20 protein-coding genes are annotated in these 16,840 nt (G+C 68.3%); 8 read left to right on the forward strand and 12 right to left on the reverse strand.

Annotated elements, in window-relative coordinates; all coding sequences use genetic code 11:
• Positions 1 to 51: 51 nt before the first annotated feature.
• Positions 52 to 942: a LysR family transcriptional regulator gene (locus ACV530_RS29720; RefSeq protein WP_494335743.1), complete on the reverse strand. Its 891-nt coding sequence runs from the start codon at positions 940 to 942 to the stop codon at positions 52 to 54.
• A 98-nt stretch (positions 943 to 1,040) separates the two neighbouring features.
• On the opposite strand from ACV530_RS29720, the gene ACV530_RS29725 reads away from it, so the two are divergent.
• A complete protein-coding gene (locus ACV530_RS29725; RefSeq protein ID WP_494335744.1) occupies positions 1,041 to 1,406 on the forward strand; it encodes a YybH family protein in 366 nt (121 codons plus the stop codon).
• Positions 1,407 to 1,479: 73 nt separating this feature from the next.
• On the opposite strand, the gene ACV530_RS29730 is transcribed toward ACV530_RS29725, so the two are convergent.
• Entirely contained in the window at positions 1,480 to 1,770 is a 291-nt protein-coding gene (locus tag ACV530_RS29730; RefSeq protein ID WP_494335745.1) for a hypothetical protein, read from the reverse strand.
• Here ACV530_RS29730 and ACV530_RS29735 point away from each other — a divergent pair.
• Both ACV530_RS29735 and ACV530_RS29740 read left to right on the forward strand, forming a co-directional pair.
• The gene (locus ACV530_RS29735; RefSeq protein ID WP_494335746.1) at positions 1,769 to 2,020 is read left to right on the forward strand and encodes a hypothetical protein; all 252 of its coding nucleotides are present in this window, start codon (positions 1,769 to 1,771) and stop codon (positions 2,018 to 2,020) included. The two genes, ACV530_RS29730 and ACV530_RS29735, sit on opposite strands and share 2 nt — an antisense overlap.
• Positions 2,021 to 2,565: 545 nt before the next feature.
• The gene (locus ACV530_RS29740; protein WP_494335747.1) at positions 2,566 to 3,972 is read left to right on the forward strand and encodes a DEAD/DEAH box helicase; all 1,407 of its coding nucleotides are present in this window, start codon (positions 2,566 to 2,568) and stop codon (positions 3,970 to 3,972) included.
• 344 nt (positions 3,973 to 4,316) lie between these two features.
• On the opposite strand, the gene ACV530_RS29745 is transcribed toward ACV530_RS29740, so the two are convergent.
• Positions 4,317 to 4,694, reverse strand: coding sequence for a hypothetical protein (locus ACV530_RS29745; RefSeq protein ID WP_494335748.1), 378 nt, complete (start codon positions 4,692 to 4,694; stop codon positions 4,317 to 4,319).
• A 900-nt stretch (positions 4,695 to 5,594) separates the two neighbouring features.
• Positions 5,595 to 6,101 carry a DinB family protein gene (locus tag ACV530_RS29750; protein WP_494335749.1) on the reverse strand — a complete coding sequence of 169 codons (507 nt, stop codon included), beginning with the start codon at positions 6,099 to 6,101 and terminating at the stop codon, positions 5,595 to 5,597.
• Between the two features lie 330 nt (positions 6,102 to 6,431).
• Here ACV530_RS29750 and ACV530_RS29755 point away from each other — a divergent pair, with 330 nt between their 5' ends.
• On the forward strand, positions 6,432 to 6,800 hold the full coding sequence (locus tag ACV530_RS29755; protein WP_494335750.1) for a hypothetical protein: 369 nt from the start codon (positions 6,432 to 6,434) through the stop codon (positions 6,798 to 6,800).
• Between the two features lie 308 nt (positions 6,801 to 7,108).
• Here ACV530_RS29755 and ACV530_RS29760 read toward each other — a convergent pair whose 3' ends face one another.
• The 3 genes from ACV530_RS29760 to ACV530_RS29770 form a co-directional block, all read right to left on the reverse strand.
• A complete protein-coding gene (locus ACV530_RS29760; protein WP_494335751.1) occupies positions 7,109 to 7,759 on the reverse strand; it encodes an HAD family hydrolase in 651 nt (216 codons plus the stop codon).
• Positions 7,760 to 7,785: 26 nt separating this feature from the next.
• Positions 7,786 to 8,436: a class I SAM-dependent methyltransferase gene (locus tag ACV530_RS29765; RefSeq protein WP_494335752.1), complete on the reverse strand. Its 651-nt coding sequence runs from the start codon at positions 8,434 to 8,436 to the stop codon at positions 7,786 to 7,788.
• Between the two features lie 412 nt (positions 8,437 to 8,848).
• Positions 8,849 to 9,472 (reverse strand): TetR/AcrR family transcriptional regulator, encoded by a 624-nt coding sequence (locus ACV530_RS29770; protein WP_494335753.1) that lies wholly within the window; start codon positions 9,470 to 9,472, stop codon positions 8,849 to 8,851.
• A 77-nt stretch (positions 9,473 to 9,549) separates the two neighbouring features.
• On the opposite strand from ACV530_RS29770, the gene ACV530_RS29775 reads away from it, so the two are divergent.
• The 3 genes from ACV530_RS29775 to ACV530_RS29785 are packed head-to-tail and all read left to right on the forward strand — an operon-like array spanning position 9,550 to position 11,548.
• Complete coding sequence (locus ACV530_RS29775) at positions 9,550 to 10,242, forward strand: NAD(P)-dependent oxidoreductase (RefSeq protein WP_494335754.1); 693 nt, start codon at positions 9,550 to 9,552, stop codon at positions 10,240 to 10,242.
• On the forward strand, positions 10,239 to 10,643 hold the full coding sequence (locus ACV530_RS29780) for a pyridoxamine 5'-phosphate oxidase family protein (protein ID WP_494335755.1): 405 nt from the start codon (positions 10,239 to 10,241) through the stop codon (positions 10,641 to 10,643). Before ACV530_RS29775 ends, ACV530_RS29780 begins: the two co-directional genes overlap by 4 nt.
• Entirely contained in the window at positions 10,640 to 11,548 is a 909-nt protein-coding gene (locus ACV530_RS29785; RefSeq protein WP_494335763.1) for a haloalkane dehalogenase, read from the forward strand. Before ACV530_RS29780 ends, ACV530_RS29785 begins: the two co-directional genes overlap by 4 nt.
• A 118-nt stretch (positions 11,549 to 11,666) precedes the next feature.
• Here the strand turns inward: ACV530_RS29785 and ACV530_RS29790 are convergent, their stop codons facing one another.
• The 5 genes from ACV530_RS29790 to ACV530_RS29810 all read right to left on the reverse strand — a co-directional run bounded on the left by ACV530_RS29790 (position 11,667) and on the right by ACV530_RS29810 (position 14,710).
• Positions 11,667 to 13,157: an MFS transporter gene (locus tag ACV530_RS29790; RefSeq protein ID WP_494335756.1), complete on the reverse strand. Its 1,491-nt coding sequence runs from the start codon at positions 13,155 to 13,157 to the stop codon at positions 11,667 to 11,669.
• Positions 13,158 to 13,383: 226 nt separating this feature from the next.
• Positions 13,384 to 13,575, reverse strand: coding sequence for a hypothetical protein (locus ACV530_RS29795; protein WP_494335757.1), 192 nt, complete (start codon positions 13,573 to 13,575; stop codon positions 13,384 to 13,386).
• A gap of 33 nt (positions 13,576 to 13,608) precedes the next feature.
• Positions 13,609 to 14,007 (reverse strand): MerR family transcriptional regulator, encoded by a 399-nt coding sequence (locus ACV530_RS29800; RefSeq protein ID WP_494335758.1) that lies wholly within the window; start codon positions 14,005 to 14,007, stop codon positions 13,609 to 13,611.
• A gap of 116 nt (positions 14,008 to 14,123) precedes the next feature.
• Positions 14,124 to 14,459 (reverse strand): HIT domain-containing protein, encoded by a 336-nt coding sequence (locus tag ACV530_RS29805; protein WP_494335759.1) that lies wholly within the window; start codon positions 14,457 to 14,459, stop codon positions 14,124 to 14,126.
• 14 nt (positions 14,460 to 14,473) lie between these two features.
• Positions 14,474 to 14,710 (reverse strand): hypothetical protein, encoded by a 237-nt coding sequence (locus ACV530_RS29810; RefSeq protein WP_494335760.1) that lies wholly within the window; start codon positions 14,708 to 14,710, stop codon positions 14,474 to 14,476.
• Positions 14,711 to 14,815: 105 nt separating this feature from the next.
• On the opposite strand from ACV530_RS29810, the gene ACV530_RS29815 reads away from it, so the two are divergent.
• Positions 14,816 to 16,210, forward strand: a complete 1,395-nt coding sequence (locus ACV530_RS29815) for an IS4 family transposase (protein WP_494335761.1) — start codon at positions 14,816 to 14,818, stop codon at positions 16,208 to 16,210.
• Positions 16,211 to 16,840 lie beyond the last annotated feature (630 nt).

A 16,840-nucleotide genomic window follows, 5' to 3' on the forward strand; every position in this document is an offset into this window, starting at 1 on the left:
GGTGAAGCCGCGGAGTCGATTTCTACTGGCGCAGCCCAAGTAAGTCCCGCGCTACGTGTGGTCGGGCTCGGTGAATGCTTGCCGGCTGTGCACGAGCAACTCACGCACCGAGGGGCTGTGTGTGCTCCTCCAGATCAGGGCGAGCAATGCTGGTGTTTCGACGTCATCGATGGTGCGTGCGGTGAGCCGGTCGCGGTAACTCGCGGCCATCGAGTTGCTGAGGATGGCGACGGCAAGCCCGCGGGCGGCGAGGTCGGCAATGGCATCCGCGGCGCTGGCTTGCAGCGCGATCGTGGGTTGGAGGCTCTGTGCGGCGCAAGCACGGTCGAATACGGTGCGCAGGCCGGTACCGGGTGGCATACACACGATCGGGTACGCGGTCAGGTCGCGCAGAGTGACCCGCCGCTGTTTCGCCAAGGGGTGCCCTGCGGGAACCGCTGCGACGAGCCGCTCGCTGATGATTGTCAGCGCGTCCAGCCCGTCGGGGTGGCGGTTGCAGGTCCCGATGAGAGCCAGGTCGATGGTGCCGGCGCGCACCCCCTCAACGAGCCGGTCGGAGTTGTCCTCCAGCAGTGAGATCTCCACACCGGGATGCGCCCGGTGGAACGCGGCGAGGGCGTCGAACAGCGGCGTGAGCGTGCAGCCGATGACCATCCCGACCGTGAGCCGACCGCGGATCAGATCGGTGACCTCACCCACAGCTTGGCCGACCGCCCCGGCTGCGGCGAGCGCGGCGCGGGCGTGTTCGAGCGCGGCCTTTCCCGCGACAGTAAGGGTGGCGGTGCGCGCCGACCGGTCAAACAGCTCGGCACCGAGTTCACGTTCCAGTTGGCGGATCTGGGCGCTGATGCCGGACTGGCTGATGTGCACCCGCTCGGCTGCCCGGGTGAAGTTCTTCTCTTCGGCGACTGCGACGAAGTATTCCAGCTGCCTCAGCTCCATGACTGCAGATTCTAGCTTCTAGTAGATCCATCTGTTGGACTTCTGATCAGCGGACGACCACGCTAGGAAGCGCTGAAGCCCAAGACCAGGAGGAACCCATGCCGAAGTACGAGAAGGCCATGCGGCCGGAAGACATCACCCGCTTGTTCGTCGAACGATCCAACGCTGGTGACGCGGCCGGGGTCGCCGCACTCTATGAAGAGGACGCGGTGATGGCTTACCCGCCCGGCGGCCAGACGGTGGGGCGGGAGGCGATCCGCGCGCTGTGGGAACAAGTGCTGGCCAACCGTCCCCGATTCGAGCCGGAACAACCGCTGCCGACGCTGATCAGCGGCGAGATCGCACTCACCTCGACCCCGCCAAAAGACGGGGCCGGCGCCCGGGCGCAGGTCGCTCGGCGCCAGCCTGACGGAAGCTGGCTGCGCCTGCTCGACCAGCCCGAGTTCGTCGTACCCACCCGCTGAACCTCTCGGCCCCTGTGAGTTCGCGAAAACTGAATGCTGTTGGGCGGGATCCCGAGGGTTCAATGCCCCGATGTCAGGGGGTGGATCCGTGGGTTCGTCGTGAAGTCGCGGGGTCGGCTTCCAGAGGCCGTTCCAAGGCGGCGTCCTGGCCGTGAAGTTCGTGCTTGATCCACCAGCCGCTGAACGGGCCGGTCTCCAGCGCGGTCAGCTGGTTGGTGAGCAGCCCGATCTCCGGCTCCGTCGGTGGGATCCGCAGCCGGGCCTCCTTGGCTCCGCGCGGCCGGTTCATCTCGTCGATCGGGCACTCGGCCACCCGGCCGGTCATCTGATGCAGGCCGGCCTTGTGCCGAAGCTCCAGGAACATGGAGTACATCGTCAGGGTCTGTGAGCGGGCCGGCCGGGTGTCGCTGGGCGAGTTCCGCAGCACCTTCCCGGAGTACGCGTCGGCGTCGGCGGGCTCCATATCCCACAGCGGCCTCCAGGTGTCCGACGCCCCGGCGGATGGTGCCGTCCGCCAGGCCCGCCGAGGCCCGCGCGCGGACGAACCCGGACAACGCGTCGGTCTCGAACCGCTCCAGCTCCTCCGCCGACGCGGGCGCCCAGTGCTCACGTAAGTCCCGTACGACCGCCAGCGCCGCCAAACCGAGCCTCCTCGCCTTCGGCCCGACTGTGGATCGGTCGGATGAGGCGAGGACACTTCAAGAATCCCGAAAGTGCGTCACAAAGCCACAGAGCACCCGAAGGAGGAAGAAGTCCCTGGCCATGAGGCCAGGGACTCAGCGGAGCTCAGTGGAACCCACGGGATGTCGCACAGCCGCTCGTTCAAATACGGGAACAGTGCCTCAAATCATCGCGCCAGCCAACCGCCGATGAGGCTTCGTGGAAATGGTTCTGATCGCAGTTCCGTCTCCCGTGATGACTACGCCTTGACAGGGAGCTCGGCTAGGCACGTCGGAACGACTCTCAGCCTGTGTCGCGTCACCGACGAAGGATGAGAGATCAGCACCACAGCACCGGGCCGAACTGTCACTGTGTGTTAGCATCAAACGTTTGCGCGACTGTGACGGCTGGCGATTCTGCCCGTCCCGTTCCCATCGTTCGTCGGTTGCTCACTCCTGCCGGGCCTTCCTCGGTACGTTCCCCATGCGGAAGGCTCTTCATGAACCACCTGGACCGCCCCAACACCTCGCACGGCGACCTCGCCCGGCCGGTGACCCTCACGCCCCCGGTCGCCTCCTTCGCCGACCTGGAACTGCCGGCCGTGATGCTGCGAACGCTCACCGAGCTCGGTATGCGCAAGCCCTTCCCGATCCAGGCGGCCACGCTGCCCAACGCCCTCGCGGGACGCGATGTCCTGGGGCGCGGGCGCACTGGATCAGGCAAGACGCTCGCCTTCGGCCTGCCGCTGCTCGCGCGGACGGCCGGGCGGCGCGCAGAGCCGAAGCAGCCCCTCGCCCTGATCCTGGTGCCCACCCGGGAGCTGGCCCAACAGGTCACCGAGGCGCTCGCGCCGTACGCCGACGCGCTCCGGCTGCGGATGGCTGCGGTCGTCGGCGGTATGTCGATCGGCCGGCAGACCGCTGCGCTGCGGGATGGGGCCGAGGTCGTCGTCGCCACCCCCGGCCGCCTGCACGACCTCATCGAGCGCAGGGCTTGTCGCCTGGGACGGGTACGGATCACCGTCCTCGACGAAGCCGACCAGATGTGCGACATGGGCTTCCTGCCGCAAGTCACCGAGGTGCTCGACCAGGTGCACCCCGACGGCCAGCGGATGTTGTTCTCGGCCACCCTGGACCGCGACGTCGACGACCTGGTCCGCCGCTACCTCCACGACCCCGTCGTCCACTCGGTCGACCCGTCCGCGGGCGCGGTCACGACGATGGACCACCATGTGCTGGTCGTCCACGGCCCCGACCGGTACGCCGTCACCACGGAGATCGCCGCCCGCGACGGCCGCGTACTGCTGTTCCTGGACACCAAGCACGCCGTCGACCAGCTCACCCGGCATCTGCGGGCCAGCGGCGTACACGCCGCGGCTCTGCACAGCGGCAAATCCCAGCCGCAGCGCACACGGACCCTTGCACAGTTCAAGAACGGCCAGGTCACCGTCTTGGTGGCGACCAACGTCGCGGCCCGTGGCCTGCACGTCGACGACCTCGACCTCGTGGTCAACGTCGACCCGCCCACCGACCCCAAGGACTATCTGCACCGCGCAGGCCGCACCGCCCGGGCCGGTGAGTCCGGCAGCGTCGTCACGCTGGTGCTGTCAGGCCAGCGCCGCGACATGAGCCGGCTGATGGCTGAGGCTGGCATCGAGCCGAAGACCACCAAGGTGCGCTCGGGCGAGGCGGAGCTGAGCCGGATCACCGGGGCCAAGGCCCCCTCCGGCACCCCGCTTGACGGCGGGCCCGCCGTACCCCGGCCCAAGAACAGCAACGCCCCTTTCCGCGGCCTGGGTACCAGCAAGGACACCTCCCGCCGCACCGGCGGCAAATCCCGCAAGGCCAACGAGGCCCGTGTGCTCGCCGAGGCCCGCAAGGCGGCCCGGGTGCGCCGCGGCAGCTGAGAGACACTGCCCTGGGGTGTGTCCGATGGGCCCGCACTGACCTATCGGACACACCCAATAGCCGGATATCCCCGGCCAAAGCTGTCGTGAGCAGCGTCGTCGCCATCGCCGAGACGAATGGGGTCTTCCCTCGCGGGCCGGCTGTTCAACTTCCTGAGTCGTTGTCATTGCCCGATGGTGGGACGCGTCCGAGGTCGCGTCCGCGCGTATGCGCTAGCTGTCGCCGCGGAGGCTGATGACCTCGGCGTGATGGACCAGGCGGTCGATCATCGAGGTTACGACAGGCGTCGTCGCCGAAGACCTCTCCCTAATAGTGCTGGCGGCGGGCACGGGGTGCCCAGTGGTCACGAGCAATCGAACCAGTGCCCGATGGGGCGCTCGGGGCAGGTGTGGCACTCGAAGATGTAGACGCCTCCGGCGTCGCCGAGGCACAGTCCGGCGGGATTATGGGCGTCGGCCTTCCATCGCCGGCCGCCCGATTCGTTTTCGTCGGCCCGATCCTCTTCGGGAAGCCACGTGCGCCAGGACTCGCCGTCGAATTCCCAGCTGGACACGGTCAGGAGGTGCTCCATCCTGTTGCCGCACCCTTCGCAGTCGGGCCATACCGGTTCCTGGGTCCACCCCGGGTAGCCGCCCAGCTTGATCCCTGGCGCCTCCGCGAGGTGGCGGGAGTACCGCAGTCCGGTTTCGGCGAGCAGTGTGTCGAAGCGGTCTCTGAGCACGTCGTAGACCTCGTCGGAAAGGTCCCACTCGGGTACTCGGTCACCTGCTCGGGGTGAACTGCACAGCGAGCCGGGTACCAGTCTTCGGGAAGGCCATCCACCGGTGCCGGGGTTGGCAGTACGTCGCGGATGGCGCGGGAGTCCCGCCAGTGGACCTGGGGCAGGGGGTAGCAGAACTCGCCGTGGGCGTAAGGGCACCACAAGACCTGCAGCAGGTCTGTGCCCTCGGGGAAGGGCACGCCGGGCGCGTCGGCACGACGGATCTGGACAATGGGAACCATGGCCACTGCGGGTTCCGGCCGGCTCGTGGTGTCCGTGTCGTAGTGCTCTTCCCGGCACACCGGCCACGGTTCCGCGGCAGGCCAGAGCAGAGGGCCCCCTACGGAACTGTCCTCGCAGGTCGGAGAACCAGGACGTGGGTGCAGGCGGACAGACTCACGACGGAAGGGGAGCAACTCAGGAAAGAGGTCCTCCACATCGACAGGTCGGTCAGGTGTGTGCCGGGACATACACAAGACTCTAGAACTCAGGTACGACATACAGCCCGTCGGATGCATGAGGGCTGGCATATGGTCGGTGCCTGTCACCACCCCTGCGTCGCACTGATGCTCCTGGGACTCGGCAACATCCCGCCGCTCTCGACCAAGCCGGTGTTCTCCGCAGCCGACGACAAACGTTCACCACTGTCACCTACTCAGCCAACTGCCAGTCGGCCCTGCACACGCGGGGGTGGTCCCGAGCTGGTCCGAAGCATCTGGGATGTGAAGACGTCTGTCCCGCGTATGCGGGGATGGTCCTTTCTTCGAGCGGTTCCCCGTCCCGTACAAGGCTCGTGAGTCAAATCGTGCGGAAAGAGCTGCAGGGCTCGTTCGAGGTGCTGGCTGTCGCGCTGTATCTGTTCTAGTCGCCGGTGGTGCCGTCGAGTATCTCGCGCAGGATGTCCAGGTGGCCGTTGTGGCGGGCTGTCTCCTCGGTGAGGTGGAGGAGGATCCAGCGCAGGTCGACGTGGAGGCCGTTGCGGACGGTTCGCTGGGCCTGGTCGTCCAGGCTGTTCCCGGTGACCAGTGCGCGGTAGCGGGCGCTTTGTTCGGCGTATTCGTCGAGCAACTGCGTGAGCGGGAAGTCGACGGCGATACGCATCTCGCGGTCGGGGTCCTCCTCGGTCCAGGGGCCCCGGTCTTCCTCGCCGAGGAAGACCACCTGGAACCAGTAGTACTCGACCCAGCGCAGGTGGTTGATCACTCCGCTCATGGTCATCAGCGGTGAGCCCGGCAGGAGTGCCTTGCGGGCGTTCTCCGCGGAGACGCCGTCGCACTTGGTGCGGGCGGTGTCACGGGTGTAGTCGAGAAAGGTGGTGAGCTGGGTGCGCTCGTCCCACGCGGGTGGTGTGTCGTCGATTCTGGTCATCACGCGAAGCGTCCCCGGTCACCGCGACCGATGTCGAGGCATTTATCGGCGGGCCCAACCTGCTTCGCCTAGCTCTCTGTCCGGCGGGTCGCTACAGCGGTTCAGCGCCGGTGGGCCGCTTGGCATGATCCGCCGGGCAGGCCCTACGGGTGAACCTGGCAGGATTCGCAAGCATGCACAGTCGAGCATGGCTTAGCGAGGGCCATCAGTTTGCTCCGGGCAAGGAGTTGTTCCGCTCGGACCGGCCCGGAACCGCTACACGGACCCCGCTGCCTGGGACCAGCTCCACGCCGAACTCGGCATCCGCTGCCGTCCGACTACCAGGCCCTCGTGGATGCATACGCTCCCATCCAGCTCAACGGCCACCTGTACCTGCACCACCCCGCGACTGAACGCTGGAACCTGGGCCAGGACATACGGGACACGGTCCATGCCTGGTACGAGGTGTCCTGGGGAGACCTCGACCCGGACGAGGACCCTCGCCTGCTGTTCGGACTCACGGAGTTGAGCTTCGGCACCCGCAACGGACTATGGCCGATCGCCGGCACCGACCGGGGCGAGACAATCTTCCTCATCGCTGCGGACGACACGGCCCCCTGGCTCCTGGTTGAAGACGGCGAAGGCGGCTGGGCACGGTGGCCGGCCCCAACACCTCCGTCTTCTACCCCGGCCCGGTACAACTGTGCCGACTCCCGATGACCGCCGACGAACGGCCAGGGCCGTGGAGCGGCCCGGGCCGCAGCATGTAGCCCCGCCCGGCACGACAGCCGCAGGCACCCACCAAGCTGCCCGGAGAACCAAACGAGACGATCTCTTATGCGAGATCGAGCGGACGGAGGCGGACCGGGTCGATGACGACCACGAAGTCGTGGCCCGCTGGCGGGAGTTCATCAAGCGGTGTGGCGGACAGCTGCCGAACTCTCCCGTCGAGCTCGGCCTGGAACCCAGATGTTTGTACCCCCAGATGGTCATACGCGAGATGCTCGTGGACGCGGGGCAGGCGCTGGTTATTGCTCGGCGATGAGGGTGGGGAGTTTGCGCATGTCGTGGAAGACGGTGGTGCCGGGGCCTTCGAGCCGTTCGGCCGGGGTCAGTCCGCCGGCGTAGCCGAAGGCCCGTATGCCCGCGGCGCGGGCGGCCTCGACGCCGGGCCGGCTGTCCTCGACGACCACGCAGGCGGCCGGGTCGACGCCCATCTGCTGTGCGGCGTACAGGAACAGGTCGGGAGCGGGCTTGCCGCGGGCGACTTCGGTGGCGCTGTAGATGCGGCCCGCAAAGCGGTCGTAGAGGTCGGTGCGGCCGAGGGTATGCCGCATCTTGTCGTGCGAGCCGCTGGAGGCGACGCACGTCGGCAGGGTGATCGCATCAAGAGCCTCGGGGAGTCCCTCCACGGGGGTCAGCCCCGCGTCCACCGCCTCGCGGTGGAGCTCTTCGAACCGCTCACACCACAGCGCGGCCGTCTCCTCACCGAGCCGGGCGGCGATCAGTTCGCGGATGGAGGCACTGGAGCGGCCGATGAACCGCTCGATGACCTCGTCCGCGGTGAGCGGCCAGCCCAGCTCGGCACCGAGCGCGACCGCAACACGGACGGCGATGCGTTCGCTGTCGACCAGCACGCCGTCGCAGTCGAATATGACGAGTTCAACCGGCTTGATCATTGCCGCAGCATAGAGAGCTGACCCGGTCATGGGGAAGTGCCGCCGCCCGCACCGGGTTGGAGGCCGAGGTAGGTCCAGGCCACTCCCGGGCGGCCGTGCGGGTCCTCGCGCTGGGCGTGGTGGACGACGTCCAGGCCGTGCCTGTGGGCGAGGCCGGTGGTCTCCTCGGCAGAGACGGGGAACATGCGGCGGCCCGCCGGGACGGGGCCATGGCGCAGGGAGATGATGACCTGGCCCCCGGCTTCGAGCAGGCCGGCCAAGCGGGCCATGGCCGAGGCCCGCTGTGGTTCGTCGAGGTGCATCCAGACCGCGGTCAGCAGGATCAGGTCGAAGCGGCGCCCTTGTGCGGTCAGCACCGGCAGCTCGGGCAGCGCGTCGTCGACCCATTCGATCTCCTGGTCGGCATGGAGGCGCCGGCCCAGCGAGCGCAGTTCGGCGGTGGGTTCGACGGCGACGACCCGGTGTCCCCGGGATGCCAGCGCCGCCGCGTCGCGTCCGCTGCCCGCCCCGATGTCCAGGACCGAGCTCGGCCCGGAGGGGAACAGGTGCAGCACCTCGCGGTGCACCTCGGCGAAGGTCACACTCTCGTACTGCTCGGCCAGGGCCTCGGCCGCCTCGTCGTATCCGGCGGTGCTGGCCATGGCCTGCAACTGCTCGTCGGCTGTCTCGCTGTTCATGGCGCGGCACCCTATGTCTGCTCCGGCCCGGTCACCACGATGAAGATCACTGCTGCGGGCAGTGTGCTTCCGGGCCGGGCAGTGATAGGCCCCGCCTTCGAAAGGCCAAGGGCCGCGGCTGGCTGGGGTGTTCACGCTGCGGAAGGCTGCGGACGTTCCGCGAGGCGTCCGCAGTCGAAGCGAGTTCCGGTGCGGACCAGGGCGACGAGGTCCTGAAGCCATATGGGTCGGCCTCGCGCAGGTGGGGATGGTCCTCGCCGTCATCCGCGGGCTGCTGTAGAGGCGTGAAAGCTTCTGACCCTTCACGGCTTCGGGCGGGGGCGACGGTAGGTACCGCCAGCTGTCCCTGTAGGTAGCGGCGCTGGAGGCGCTGGGGTGGTCAATGCCGGACGGCGCCTCCAGCGGAGGCTGGTCAGTTCCGAAGGCCTGAGCTGGTGGTTGCCGTGGTGCGCGGCCTCGGGGCCAGTGCCGCGCGCAGCGCCGGGGTGAGGATGTGGCGGGTCTCGGACGGGGTGAGGGTGGCGGGGGTGGGGAGGGGGTTGAGGTAGCGGGTGTAGATGAGGCCGCCGAGGATCGTCACCACGGCCGTGGCGCGGGCGGTCGCGTCCCGGCCGCCGAGAAATTCAACAAGCCGGGCCAGCAGCTCGTGTTCCAGGTATTCACGGATCACCTCGGCGGCCTCGTCGCCCTGGACGGTGAGCTGTCGGAAGTCGGCGTCCTCCCACAGATCCGTCACCGCGTCGATCAGGCGGTCGGGGAGGGTAGCCGGGTTGCCGCCTAGGACGTCGTCCACCGCCAGCGCGTTGGCACACTGGAACTGCATCACGTCCGCGAACAGGCCCTTTTTCGAGCCGAAGTGGTACGCGATCAGCGCCGGGTCGACCCCGGCGGCCCCGGCCACCGCGCGCAGGGTGGTGCGCCGGTAGCCGCGTTCCAGGAACAGCGCACGAGCTGCCGAGATGATCGACTCGCGGGTCGGTGGGTTGCCTCGGGGGCGGCCTCGGGGGCGGGCGGGGGCAGGGGCGTCGTTATTCATCAGTGTTGAGCCTTGCGTTTCATGATCGGCACAGTCAAGGGCGTTCCGCGAACCACACGAAGGGATGACCCGACATCATGCGTATCGCAGTCTTCGGCGCCAACGGACCGACCGGCCGCCGCCTTACCGACCAGGCTCTCGCGGCCGGCCACGAGGTCGTCGCCGTAACCCGCCGCGCCGGCTCCCTCGCCGAGCGGCCCGGCCTCACTGTGGCCGTCGCCGACGCCACCGACCCGGCAGCCGTCGACACCGCGATCGACGGCGCCGACGCCGTCCTCTCCGCGCTGGGCGCGCGCTTCAGCAAGGAGACCATCACCACGTACTCGGCGAGCGCCATGGCTATCACCGGGGCCATGGCCCGTCACGGCGTCAAGCGGCTGCTCGCCGTCAGCTCCAGCATCGCCGACCCGCACTGGCGCCCCACCGGCGCGCACTTGTTCAACCATGTGCTCGACCCGCTGGTGAACCGACGCCTCGGCCGCACTCTCCACGAGGACATGCGCCGCATGGAGGCCCTGATCCGTCGGACGGACCTCGACTGGACCCTCGTCCGGCCCTCCGGCCTCTTCGACCACCCCGCCGTCACGGCCTACCGTACCGCCGAGACCAGCGCCGACGGCGTCTTCACCGCCCGTGCCGACCTGGCCGCGAGCATGCTGCGCGAGCTGGAGGAGCGGCGATATGTCCGCACGGCCATGGGCGTCATCACCACGGCCGTGAAGCCGAACATCGCCAAGCTGATCTGGAACGAGGGCGTGAAGAAGAAGTGAGCCGGGCGACGGTCGAACTCCCGGCCGGCACGCGGGCGTTCCTCACCCGCCCCCGCACGGCCACCCTCACCACCCTGCGCCCCGACCGCACCCCGCACGTCACCCCCGTCCGCTTCACCTTCGACCCGGCCTCGGTCCTGGCCCGGGTGACCACCCGGGCGGGGGCCCGCAAGACCCGGAACGTGGCCGCGGGCGGCCCGGCGGCCCGTGTCGCGCTCTGCCAGACGGACGGCTTCCGCTGGGTCACCCTCGAAGGCCGGGCCGCCGTCACCGACGACCCCGAGCGCCTGGCCGAGGCCGTCCGCCGCTACACCGCCCGCTACCGCGCGGCCCCGCCCGCCCCGCTGGACCTGGTCGTCATCGAGATCGCCGTCGACCGCGTCCTGAGCCTCAACCTCTGAATCCCCCGTACGGAAAGCGAAGTGACACCGCGATGCCCACCCTCCCCGTCCTCGACTCCGCCCTCTACTACCGCGAGTCCGGCGACCCCGACGGGCTGCCGTTCGTCTTCCTGCACGGCAACCCCACCTCCTCCCACCTGTGGCGGAACGTCCTGCCGGGGGTGGCCGCGCCCGGCCGCCGCCTGCTGGCCCCCGACCTGATCGGCATGGGGGACTCCGGCAAGCCCGACCTGGCCTACTCCTTCGACGACCACGCTCGCTACCTCGATGCCTGGTTCGACGCTCTCGGCCTTGCCGAGGCGGTCCTCGTCGGCCATGACTGGGGCGGCGCGCTCGCCTTCGACCGCGCCGCCCGTCTCCCGGGCCGCGTCCGCGGCCTCGCCTTCACCGAGACGATCATCAAGCCGCTGGTCGGCGACGAGTTCCCGGCGGCGGGCCGGGAGTTGTTCACCCTGCTGCGTACCCCCGGGGTGGGCGAGGAGATGATCCTGGAGAAGTCGCTGTTCGTCGAGGGGCTCCCGGACACACTCGCCACGCCGCTCGACCCTGCCGACCTGGAGGTCTACCGCCGTCCCTTCCCGACCCCGCAGAGCCGCCGCCCGGTGCTGGCGTGGACGCGCATGATGCCGCTGGACGCCGAGCCCGCCGATGTCGTGGCCCGCGTCGAGCACTACGACGCCTGGCTGGCCGCCAGCCCCGAAGTCCCCAAGCGGCTCGCCGCCTTCGAGCCGGGCCCGGGCGCGATGACCGACCAGGGGACCGTGGCCTGGTGCGAGGAGAACATCACGGGCCTGGAAGTCTCCCATCACGGCCTCGCCGGTCACCACTCCCCGGAGGACCGCCCCGAGGAACTGGCCGCGGCGATCAGCGCCTGGGCCGACCGCCACGGGCTGGCGCGCCGGTAGGGGGCCTCGATCCCGGCGGTGCCGGTCGTCCCGGGGCCGGCTGCGCTGCCGCCGACGGGTGCACTCGCCGCTATCGAACGCATCGGCGAACGAGAGCCCTCGAACGCTCCTGGAAGCCCTACGCGCGGGACTCGGAAGCTGATGGCGCGGTGTCCACTCTGGGAAACCTGGTGAGCAGAACGGTCAGCCCGCCCAGGAGCCCGATGGCGCCCGCCACCCAATATGCCGCGTGGAAACCTGACAGCTGATCGGCTGGATCGGTGGCACCGCCGCTGACACCGGTCGAAACAGCAACCAAGATCGCCAAACCGACGCTGTTGCCGATCTGCTGTGCGGTCACGTTGACCGCACCAGCGACTCCGTGCTGGTGGAGCGGCAGGCCCTCCAGCGTGGCAGCCGTCATGGCGCCGAAACCCAAACCCTGGCCGGTGCTCATGACCACGATGCCGGGGAGCATGTGCACCCAGTACGAGCCGTCCTCAGGTGTGCCCACCCACAGGGTGACGCCGATTGCGATGAGAAGCAGGCTGGCAGCCATCAGGGGCTTGTAGGCCGCTGGCGACATCAGACGTCCGGCGATCTGCGAGCTGATGATCACGACTACGCCCACGGGCAGGACGGCCAGTGCGGACTCGAACGGCGAGTAGCCGAGTATCCCTTGCGCGTACAGCGGCGAGAAGAACAGCAGCCCACCGGCGCCGGTGTAGAAGACTGCACCGGTGAGGGAGGCGGCTCTCACCGGGCGGCTGCGGGAGACACTCATCGGAAGCAGTGGCTCCGTACGCCCTTTCTCCCACACGACGAAGCCCGCCAGCCCGATCACGGCCAACACCAGTGAGGCCAGGACCTGTGCGGACCCCCAGCCGGCTTCGCTGCCCTCGCTCACGCCGTACACGACCAGGCCTATACCCAAGGTGACCAGGATCGCGCCCGGGATATCCAGGGGGCGCGGTTGGCGCCGGCCCGCAGGAAGCAGCGCCCGGACCCTTGCCAGGATCACAACTCCGGCAAGGACACTGACGGCGAACACCGAGCGCCAGCCAAGGAAGTCGGTGAGGGCCCCGCCGACAACCAGCCCGACGCTGAAGCTGGACCCGCCGGTCGCCGCATAGACCGCCAGCGCCCGGTTCCGCTGCGGTCCTTCAGGAAAGATCTGGCTGAGCAGAGCAAGCGAGGCAGGGCCGGACAGCGCTGCACCGATCCCCTGCAGTGCACGAGCCGCGATCAGTACCCCAACGGTCGGGGCGAGCGCGGCGCCCAGCGAGGCCGCGGCGAAGAGCGCGACGCCCGTTGCGAAGATCTTCCTGCGGCCCAGAACGTCCGCGATCCTGCCCCCGAACAGGAGGAACCCGGCAAAGGCAATGGAATAGGCCGTCATCGTCCACTGCAGCGTGGAGCCGTCAATGCCGTACTCATCGCCGATGGAGGGCAAAGCGGCATTGATGACCGCAACTCCACTGGTGTCCAGCGCCAGCGCTCCGGCAAGGAGAACGAGCGCCCACCGGCGCCGGCCTGCGGGCACGCCGGTATCCGGCGCTCCCGTTCCTGATTCTGTGTCAAGAAGTGTCACTTTGTAGTCCAATGGTTGTTCTGGGCCTGTCGGATTCATGGGTGCTCAGGGTTGTGACGCGGACTCGATCGGTCCTCATGCCGCGTCGTCGAGCGAGGCGGGCCTGGGAGGGGACATCGGGAAGTCGGCCCAGACGTAGTTGTCCATATGGCCTCGCCCCTGGGGCCGAACACGGCTTGATTCGTTGTCACTTGGATGATCCCGACGGATTCGGGACCGGCTGCCTGGTCGCGTGATCAACGGTTTCGTCGGCCCGCCGTAGGCGTCAGGACGGCATGGCCGGTGTGCCCGGGCCGAAGACGAGCGTGAAGACAGTGACGAGCCGGCCTGCCGCCGGCTCGCTCACCCGCAGGTCGGCGGCGATCTCGGGGAGCACGCCGGCGATGACCATGTCGTCGGTTCCGGCGGCGAAGGCGGCCCGGGGGCAGTGGCAGGACACGGCTGATCGGCGCGGCACCGTAGGTTCCGGCCCGCGTTTCGGTGACGGCCGTCAACCCGTGCCCTCCACGGGGCGGCGTGTGACGGTCTCGTCGATGTGCTTCGCGAGCCGGCCGCGCAGCTCCTGGAGCGCGGCGATCCGGTCGTCCAGCGCGGCGAGCCGGTCGGTGGCCCGCCTCAACTCATCAGCGCAATAAGGGATTTCGCGCAGCGGCACGTCCAGGCAACCGTTGACCAGCGCGGGGCGGACCTCGTCCAGGGTGAGGCCGGCGTCGAGGGCGTCCTTGATGTTCGCGGCCCGCACGGCGTCCAGCTCGCCGTACACGCGGTAGCCGTTCTCGGCGCGGAGGGGCGCCAGGAGGCCCTGCTGCTCGTAGTAGCGCAGGGACCGGGCGCTGACGCCGGTCAGGTTCGCCAGCTCTCCGATCCGCATCTCGATCTCCTTCAACATGGTTCGGACACTAGAACCCTGACACGGGCGTCAAGGTCAAGCGTCCGTGGCGGCCGATACCGTTGATCAGGAACCGTCCGAAGCCGTGATCATTTCTTGGTGCAGGTTGCAGCGGTTCAGGTGGTTGTCAGCGGGTCGCCGGACAGTACGTGGACGTGCCAGTGCTGGCTCTCCTGATAGCGGCCCATGTTCGTCACGACCCGGCAGGCTCCGTGCTCGTCCTTCACCGCTGCTGCGGCCTGGCGGACGACGGTCATCACGTCCAGCAGCAGTCGATCGCCTCCGTCGCCCAGGTCGATGAGTGACAGGACGTGCTGCTTCGGGATGACGACGAGATGGACCGGGTACGACGGTCGCGTGTGCTCGTACGCGAGCACCGTGTCCGTCTCGATCACCTTCTGGACCGGGGTGCGTCCGCTCAGTACCTGCTCGCAGTAGAAGTCATTCTCCAAGTCTCTGGCTCCCTTCACGCCCTCGGCGGGTTGGTTGTGGCGATCTCCTTGGTGCGCTCGGCGATCGGGTTCAGGCCGAGCTCGGCCCTTCGTTCGTCGATGCCTTCGGGGTCGCGGATCGGGAAGGGCTCCCACGCGCCGCCCGGTGGGCGGCGGAACTGGGTGCCGAACCACTGGCTGCCGTCCTCGGTGTGTATGGCGATGCGGTCCTCGAAGAAGTGAGCTTGATTCGGTTTGACGGGTGTCCGCAACACCGTTGAGTTAACGACTCGGGCGGGCTGTCAAGAGGGCTTGAAGGACGCAACGGAACCCCGATAGATCAGCGTTCGACCAAGAGCGTTGATCAAGGGGTTCCGTTGCAGGAGAAGTCTGTCATTACGCAGGAGACCGTGGTAGCCGCGGGCGCGTTCGCGCCTGGACACCTGGGCGAGCTCACCCAGATCGTGGACTTCGCGCTGGTTGACGCGGTGTTGGAGGAGACGGCTGCGCTCCAGAAGAGGGTTCGACTTCTCCCGTCCCGGGTTGTCGTCTATTTTGTGCTGGCGCTGGCCCTGTTTGAGAAGTTTGCGTACCAGGCGGTGTGGGGGAAGTTGGTAGCTGGCCTGTCCGGTCTCGGCCTGGCGTGCCCCAGCGCGTCTGGGCTGTGCCGCGCCCGGCGCAGACTGGGGGCCGCGCCGTTGCAGGCGTTGTTCGAGGCTGTTGCTGGTCCGGTCGCCCGGCCGGGCACCCCTGGGGCATATTGGCGCGGACTGCGTACGGTAGCCATTGACGGAACCACCTTGCACGTTCCGGAGTCGGAGCAGACCGCCACCCGCTACCGCAAGCGCAGGGGCAAAGGCGAGTTCGGTTACCCGCTGCTGCGGTTGATCACACTGGTCGAGTGCGGGAGCCGCGCAGTGGTCGGCGCCGCCTTTGGCCCGGACAGCCGCTCGGAGTTGGACTATGCCGGACAGCTGATGAACAGGCTCGACCCGCAGATGCTGGTACTCCTGGACGCCGGCTTTGACAGCTTCGATGTCTTCGCCGGGATCCGCGCTCATGGTGCGCAGTTCCTCGGTCGCTCCGGCGCGCGACGTGTGCCGTTGATCCACCGGCGCCTGCCCGACGGCTCCTACTTGTCGACACTGCGGCAAGGCAAGATGCCGGTGCGGATCATCGAAGCGTGGATCACCGTCACGCTGCAGGACGGCATGGTGCGGCGCGAGCAGTGGCGTCTGACCACCAGCCTTCTGGACCACTCGCGCTGGCCTGCCGCCGAACTCATCGCGCTTTACCACGAGCGTTGGGAGATCGAGACATCGTACTTCGCGCTGAAGTCCAGCCTTCTGGACGGCAGGGTTCTCCGCTCAGCACGGTGCGAGGACATTGACCAGGAGGTCTATGCACTGCTGACGGTCTACCAGGTGCTGATGAGGATGGGGGACGACATCGCGGTCGGCCGGCATGGGCTGGACCCGGACAGGATCAGTTTCACGGTCCTCCTCGAGGCGGCACGCGACCGGGTGACCACCGCGCGCGGTGTGCTGGGACCGGTGCCCGGGACCCATCCTCTCCTCGGCACCATCGGCCGCATGGTGCTGGACCAGCTCAACCCATCCCGGCGGCGCCGACTCAAGGCCCGGGTGCGCAAGAACCGCTTGAGCAAGTACTCGCACAACGCCGGGCAGCACCCAGCCACCGCGCTGCGGTACACCCTGCACACCCAAGTCATGATCATGGAAGACGGCTTGACAGCCCGCCCGAGTCGTTAACTCAACGGTGTTGCGGATGTCCGTCAAACCGAATCAAGCCCACCCCGCGTGCGCGGGACCGAGGACGTCGTGATCGATGGGTGGATCACGACGATCGGCACATCCCCGCTTGTGCAGGGCCGACTCATGCCCGGCGGCAGGCAGCACACCATCAACGGGACCATCCCCGCGTTCGCGGAGCGACATCTCGCACCAGGCCAGTTCAATCGTCCCGCGTGCGCAGGGCCGACTCGCTCGGCTTAGCTCCGGCCACGAGCCGGATGGGACCATCCTCGCGCGTGTGGGGCTGGCTTGTAGTGGTCGGCGATTCCCCACAAGGGGCTGAGCACATCCCCGCCGTGCGTGGGGCCGACGCTGGCTGGCGGTCCCTGATGTAGCTCCAGAGAGGAACATCCCCGCGTGTGTGGGGCCGACACTTCGTGAGCAGCGACGATATCGGCCGAGGATGCTGTTTTCCTTCACTTCGCCGACGGCTTGAGGCTCCGGCCGTGTTAGGCCGTTGCGATGGTGTCCCACCGGGTGGTGTAACAGCGATCTCCGCGTAGCCCCTGGTCATGGGGCGGCCATCGCGCAACTCTCCGAGTAGGCAAGCTCGTTGAGAGAGGTGGCGCGATGGCCTTGTCCCAGCAT

It is taken from the genome of Streptomyces sp. SX-6 (assembly GCF_059089585.1).

Coding starts and splice junctions, on each gene's coding strand:
- ACV530_RS29730 (WP_494335745.1), bottom strand. CDS start 1,770: ATGTTCCTGGAGCTTCGGCACAAGGCCGGCCTGCATCAGATGACCGGC.
- ACV530_RS29790 (WP_494335756.1), bottom strand. CDS start 13,157: ATGAATCCGACAGGCCCAGAACAACCATTGGACTACAAAGTGACACTT.
- ACV530_RS29770 (WP_494335753.1), bottom strand. CDS start 9,472: ATGAATAACGACGCCCCTGCCCCCGCCCGCCCCCGAGGCCGCCCCCGA.
- ACV530_RS29740 (WP_494335747.1), top strand. CDS start 2,566: ATGAACCACCTGGACCGCCCCAACACCTCGCACGGCGACCTCGCCCGG.
- ACV530_RS29720 (WP_494335743.1), bottom strand. CDS start 942: ATGGAGCTGAGGCAGCTGGAATACTTCGTCGCAGTCGCCGAAGAGAAG.
- ACV530_RS29760 (WP_494335751.1), bottom strand. CDS start 7,759: ATGATCAAGCCGGTTGAACTCGTCATATTCGACTGCGACGGCGTGCTG.
- ACV530_RS29775 (WP_494335754.1), top strand. CDS start 9,550: ATGCGTATCGCAGTCTTCGGCGCCAACGGACCGACCGGCCGCCGCCTT.
- ACV530_RS29735 (WP_494335746.1), top strand. CDS start 1,769: ATGGAGTACATCGTCAGGGTCTGTGAGCGGGCCGGCCGGGTGTCGCTG.
- ACV530_RS29725 (WP_494335744.1), top strand. CDS start 1,041: ATGCCGAAGTACGAGAAGGCCATGCGGCCGGAAGACATCACCCGCTTG.
- ACV530_RS29800 (WP_494335758.1), bottom strand. CDS start 14,007: ATGTTGAAGGAGATCGAGATGCGGATCGGAGAGCTGGCGAACCTGACC.
- ACV530_RS29750 (WP_494335749.1), bottom strand. CDS start 6,101: ATGACCAGAATCGACGACACACCACCCGCGTGGGACGAGCGCACCCAG.
- ACV530_RS29765 (WP_494335752.1), bottom strand. CDS start 8,436: ATGAACAGCGAGACAGCCGACGAGCAGTTGCAGGCCATGGCCAGCACC.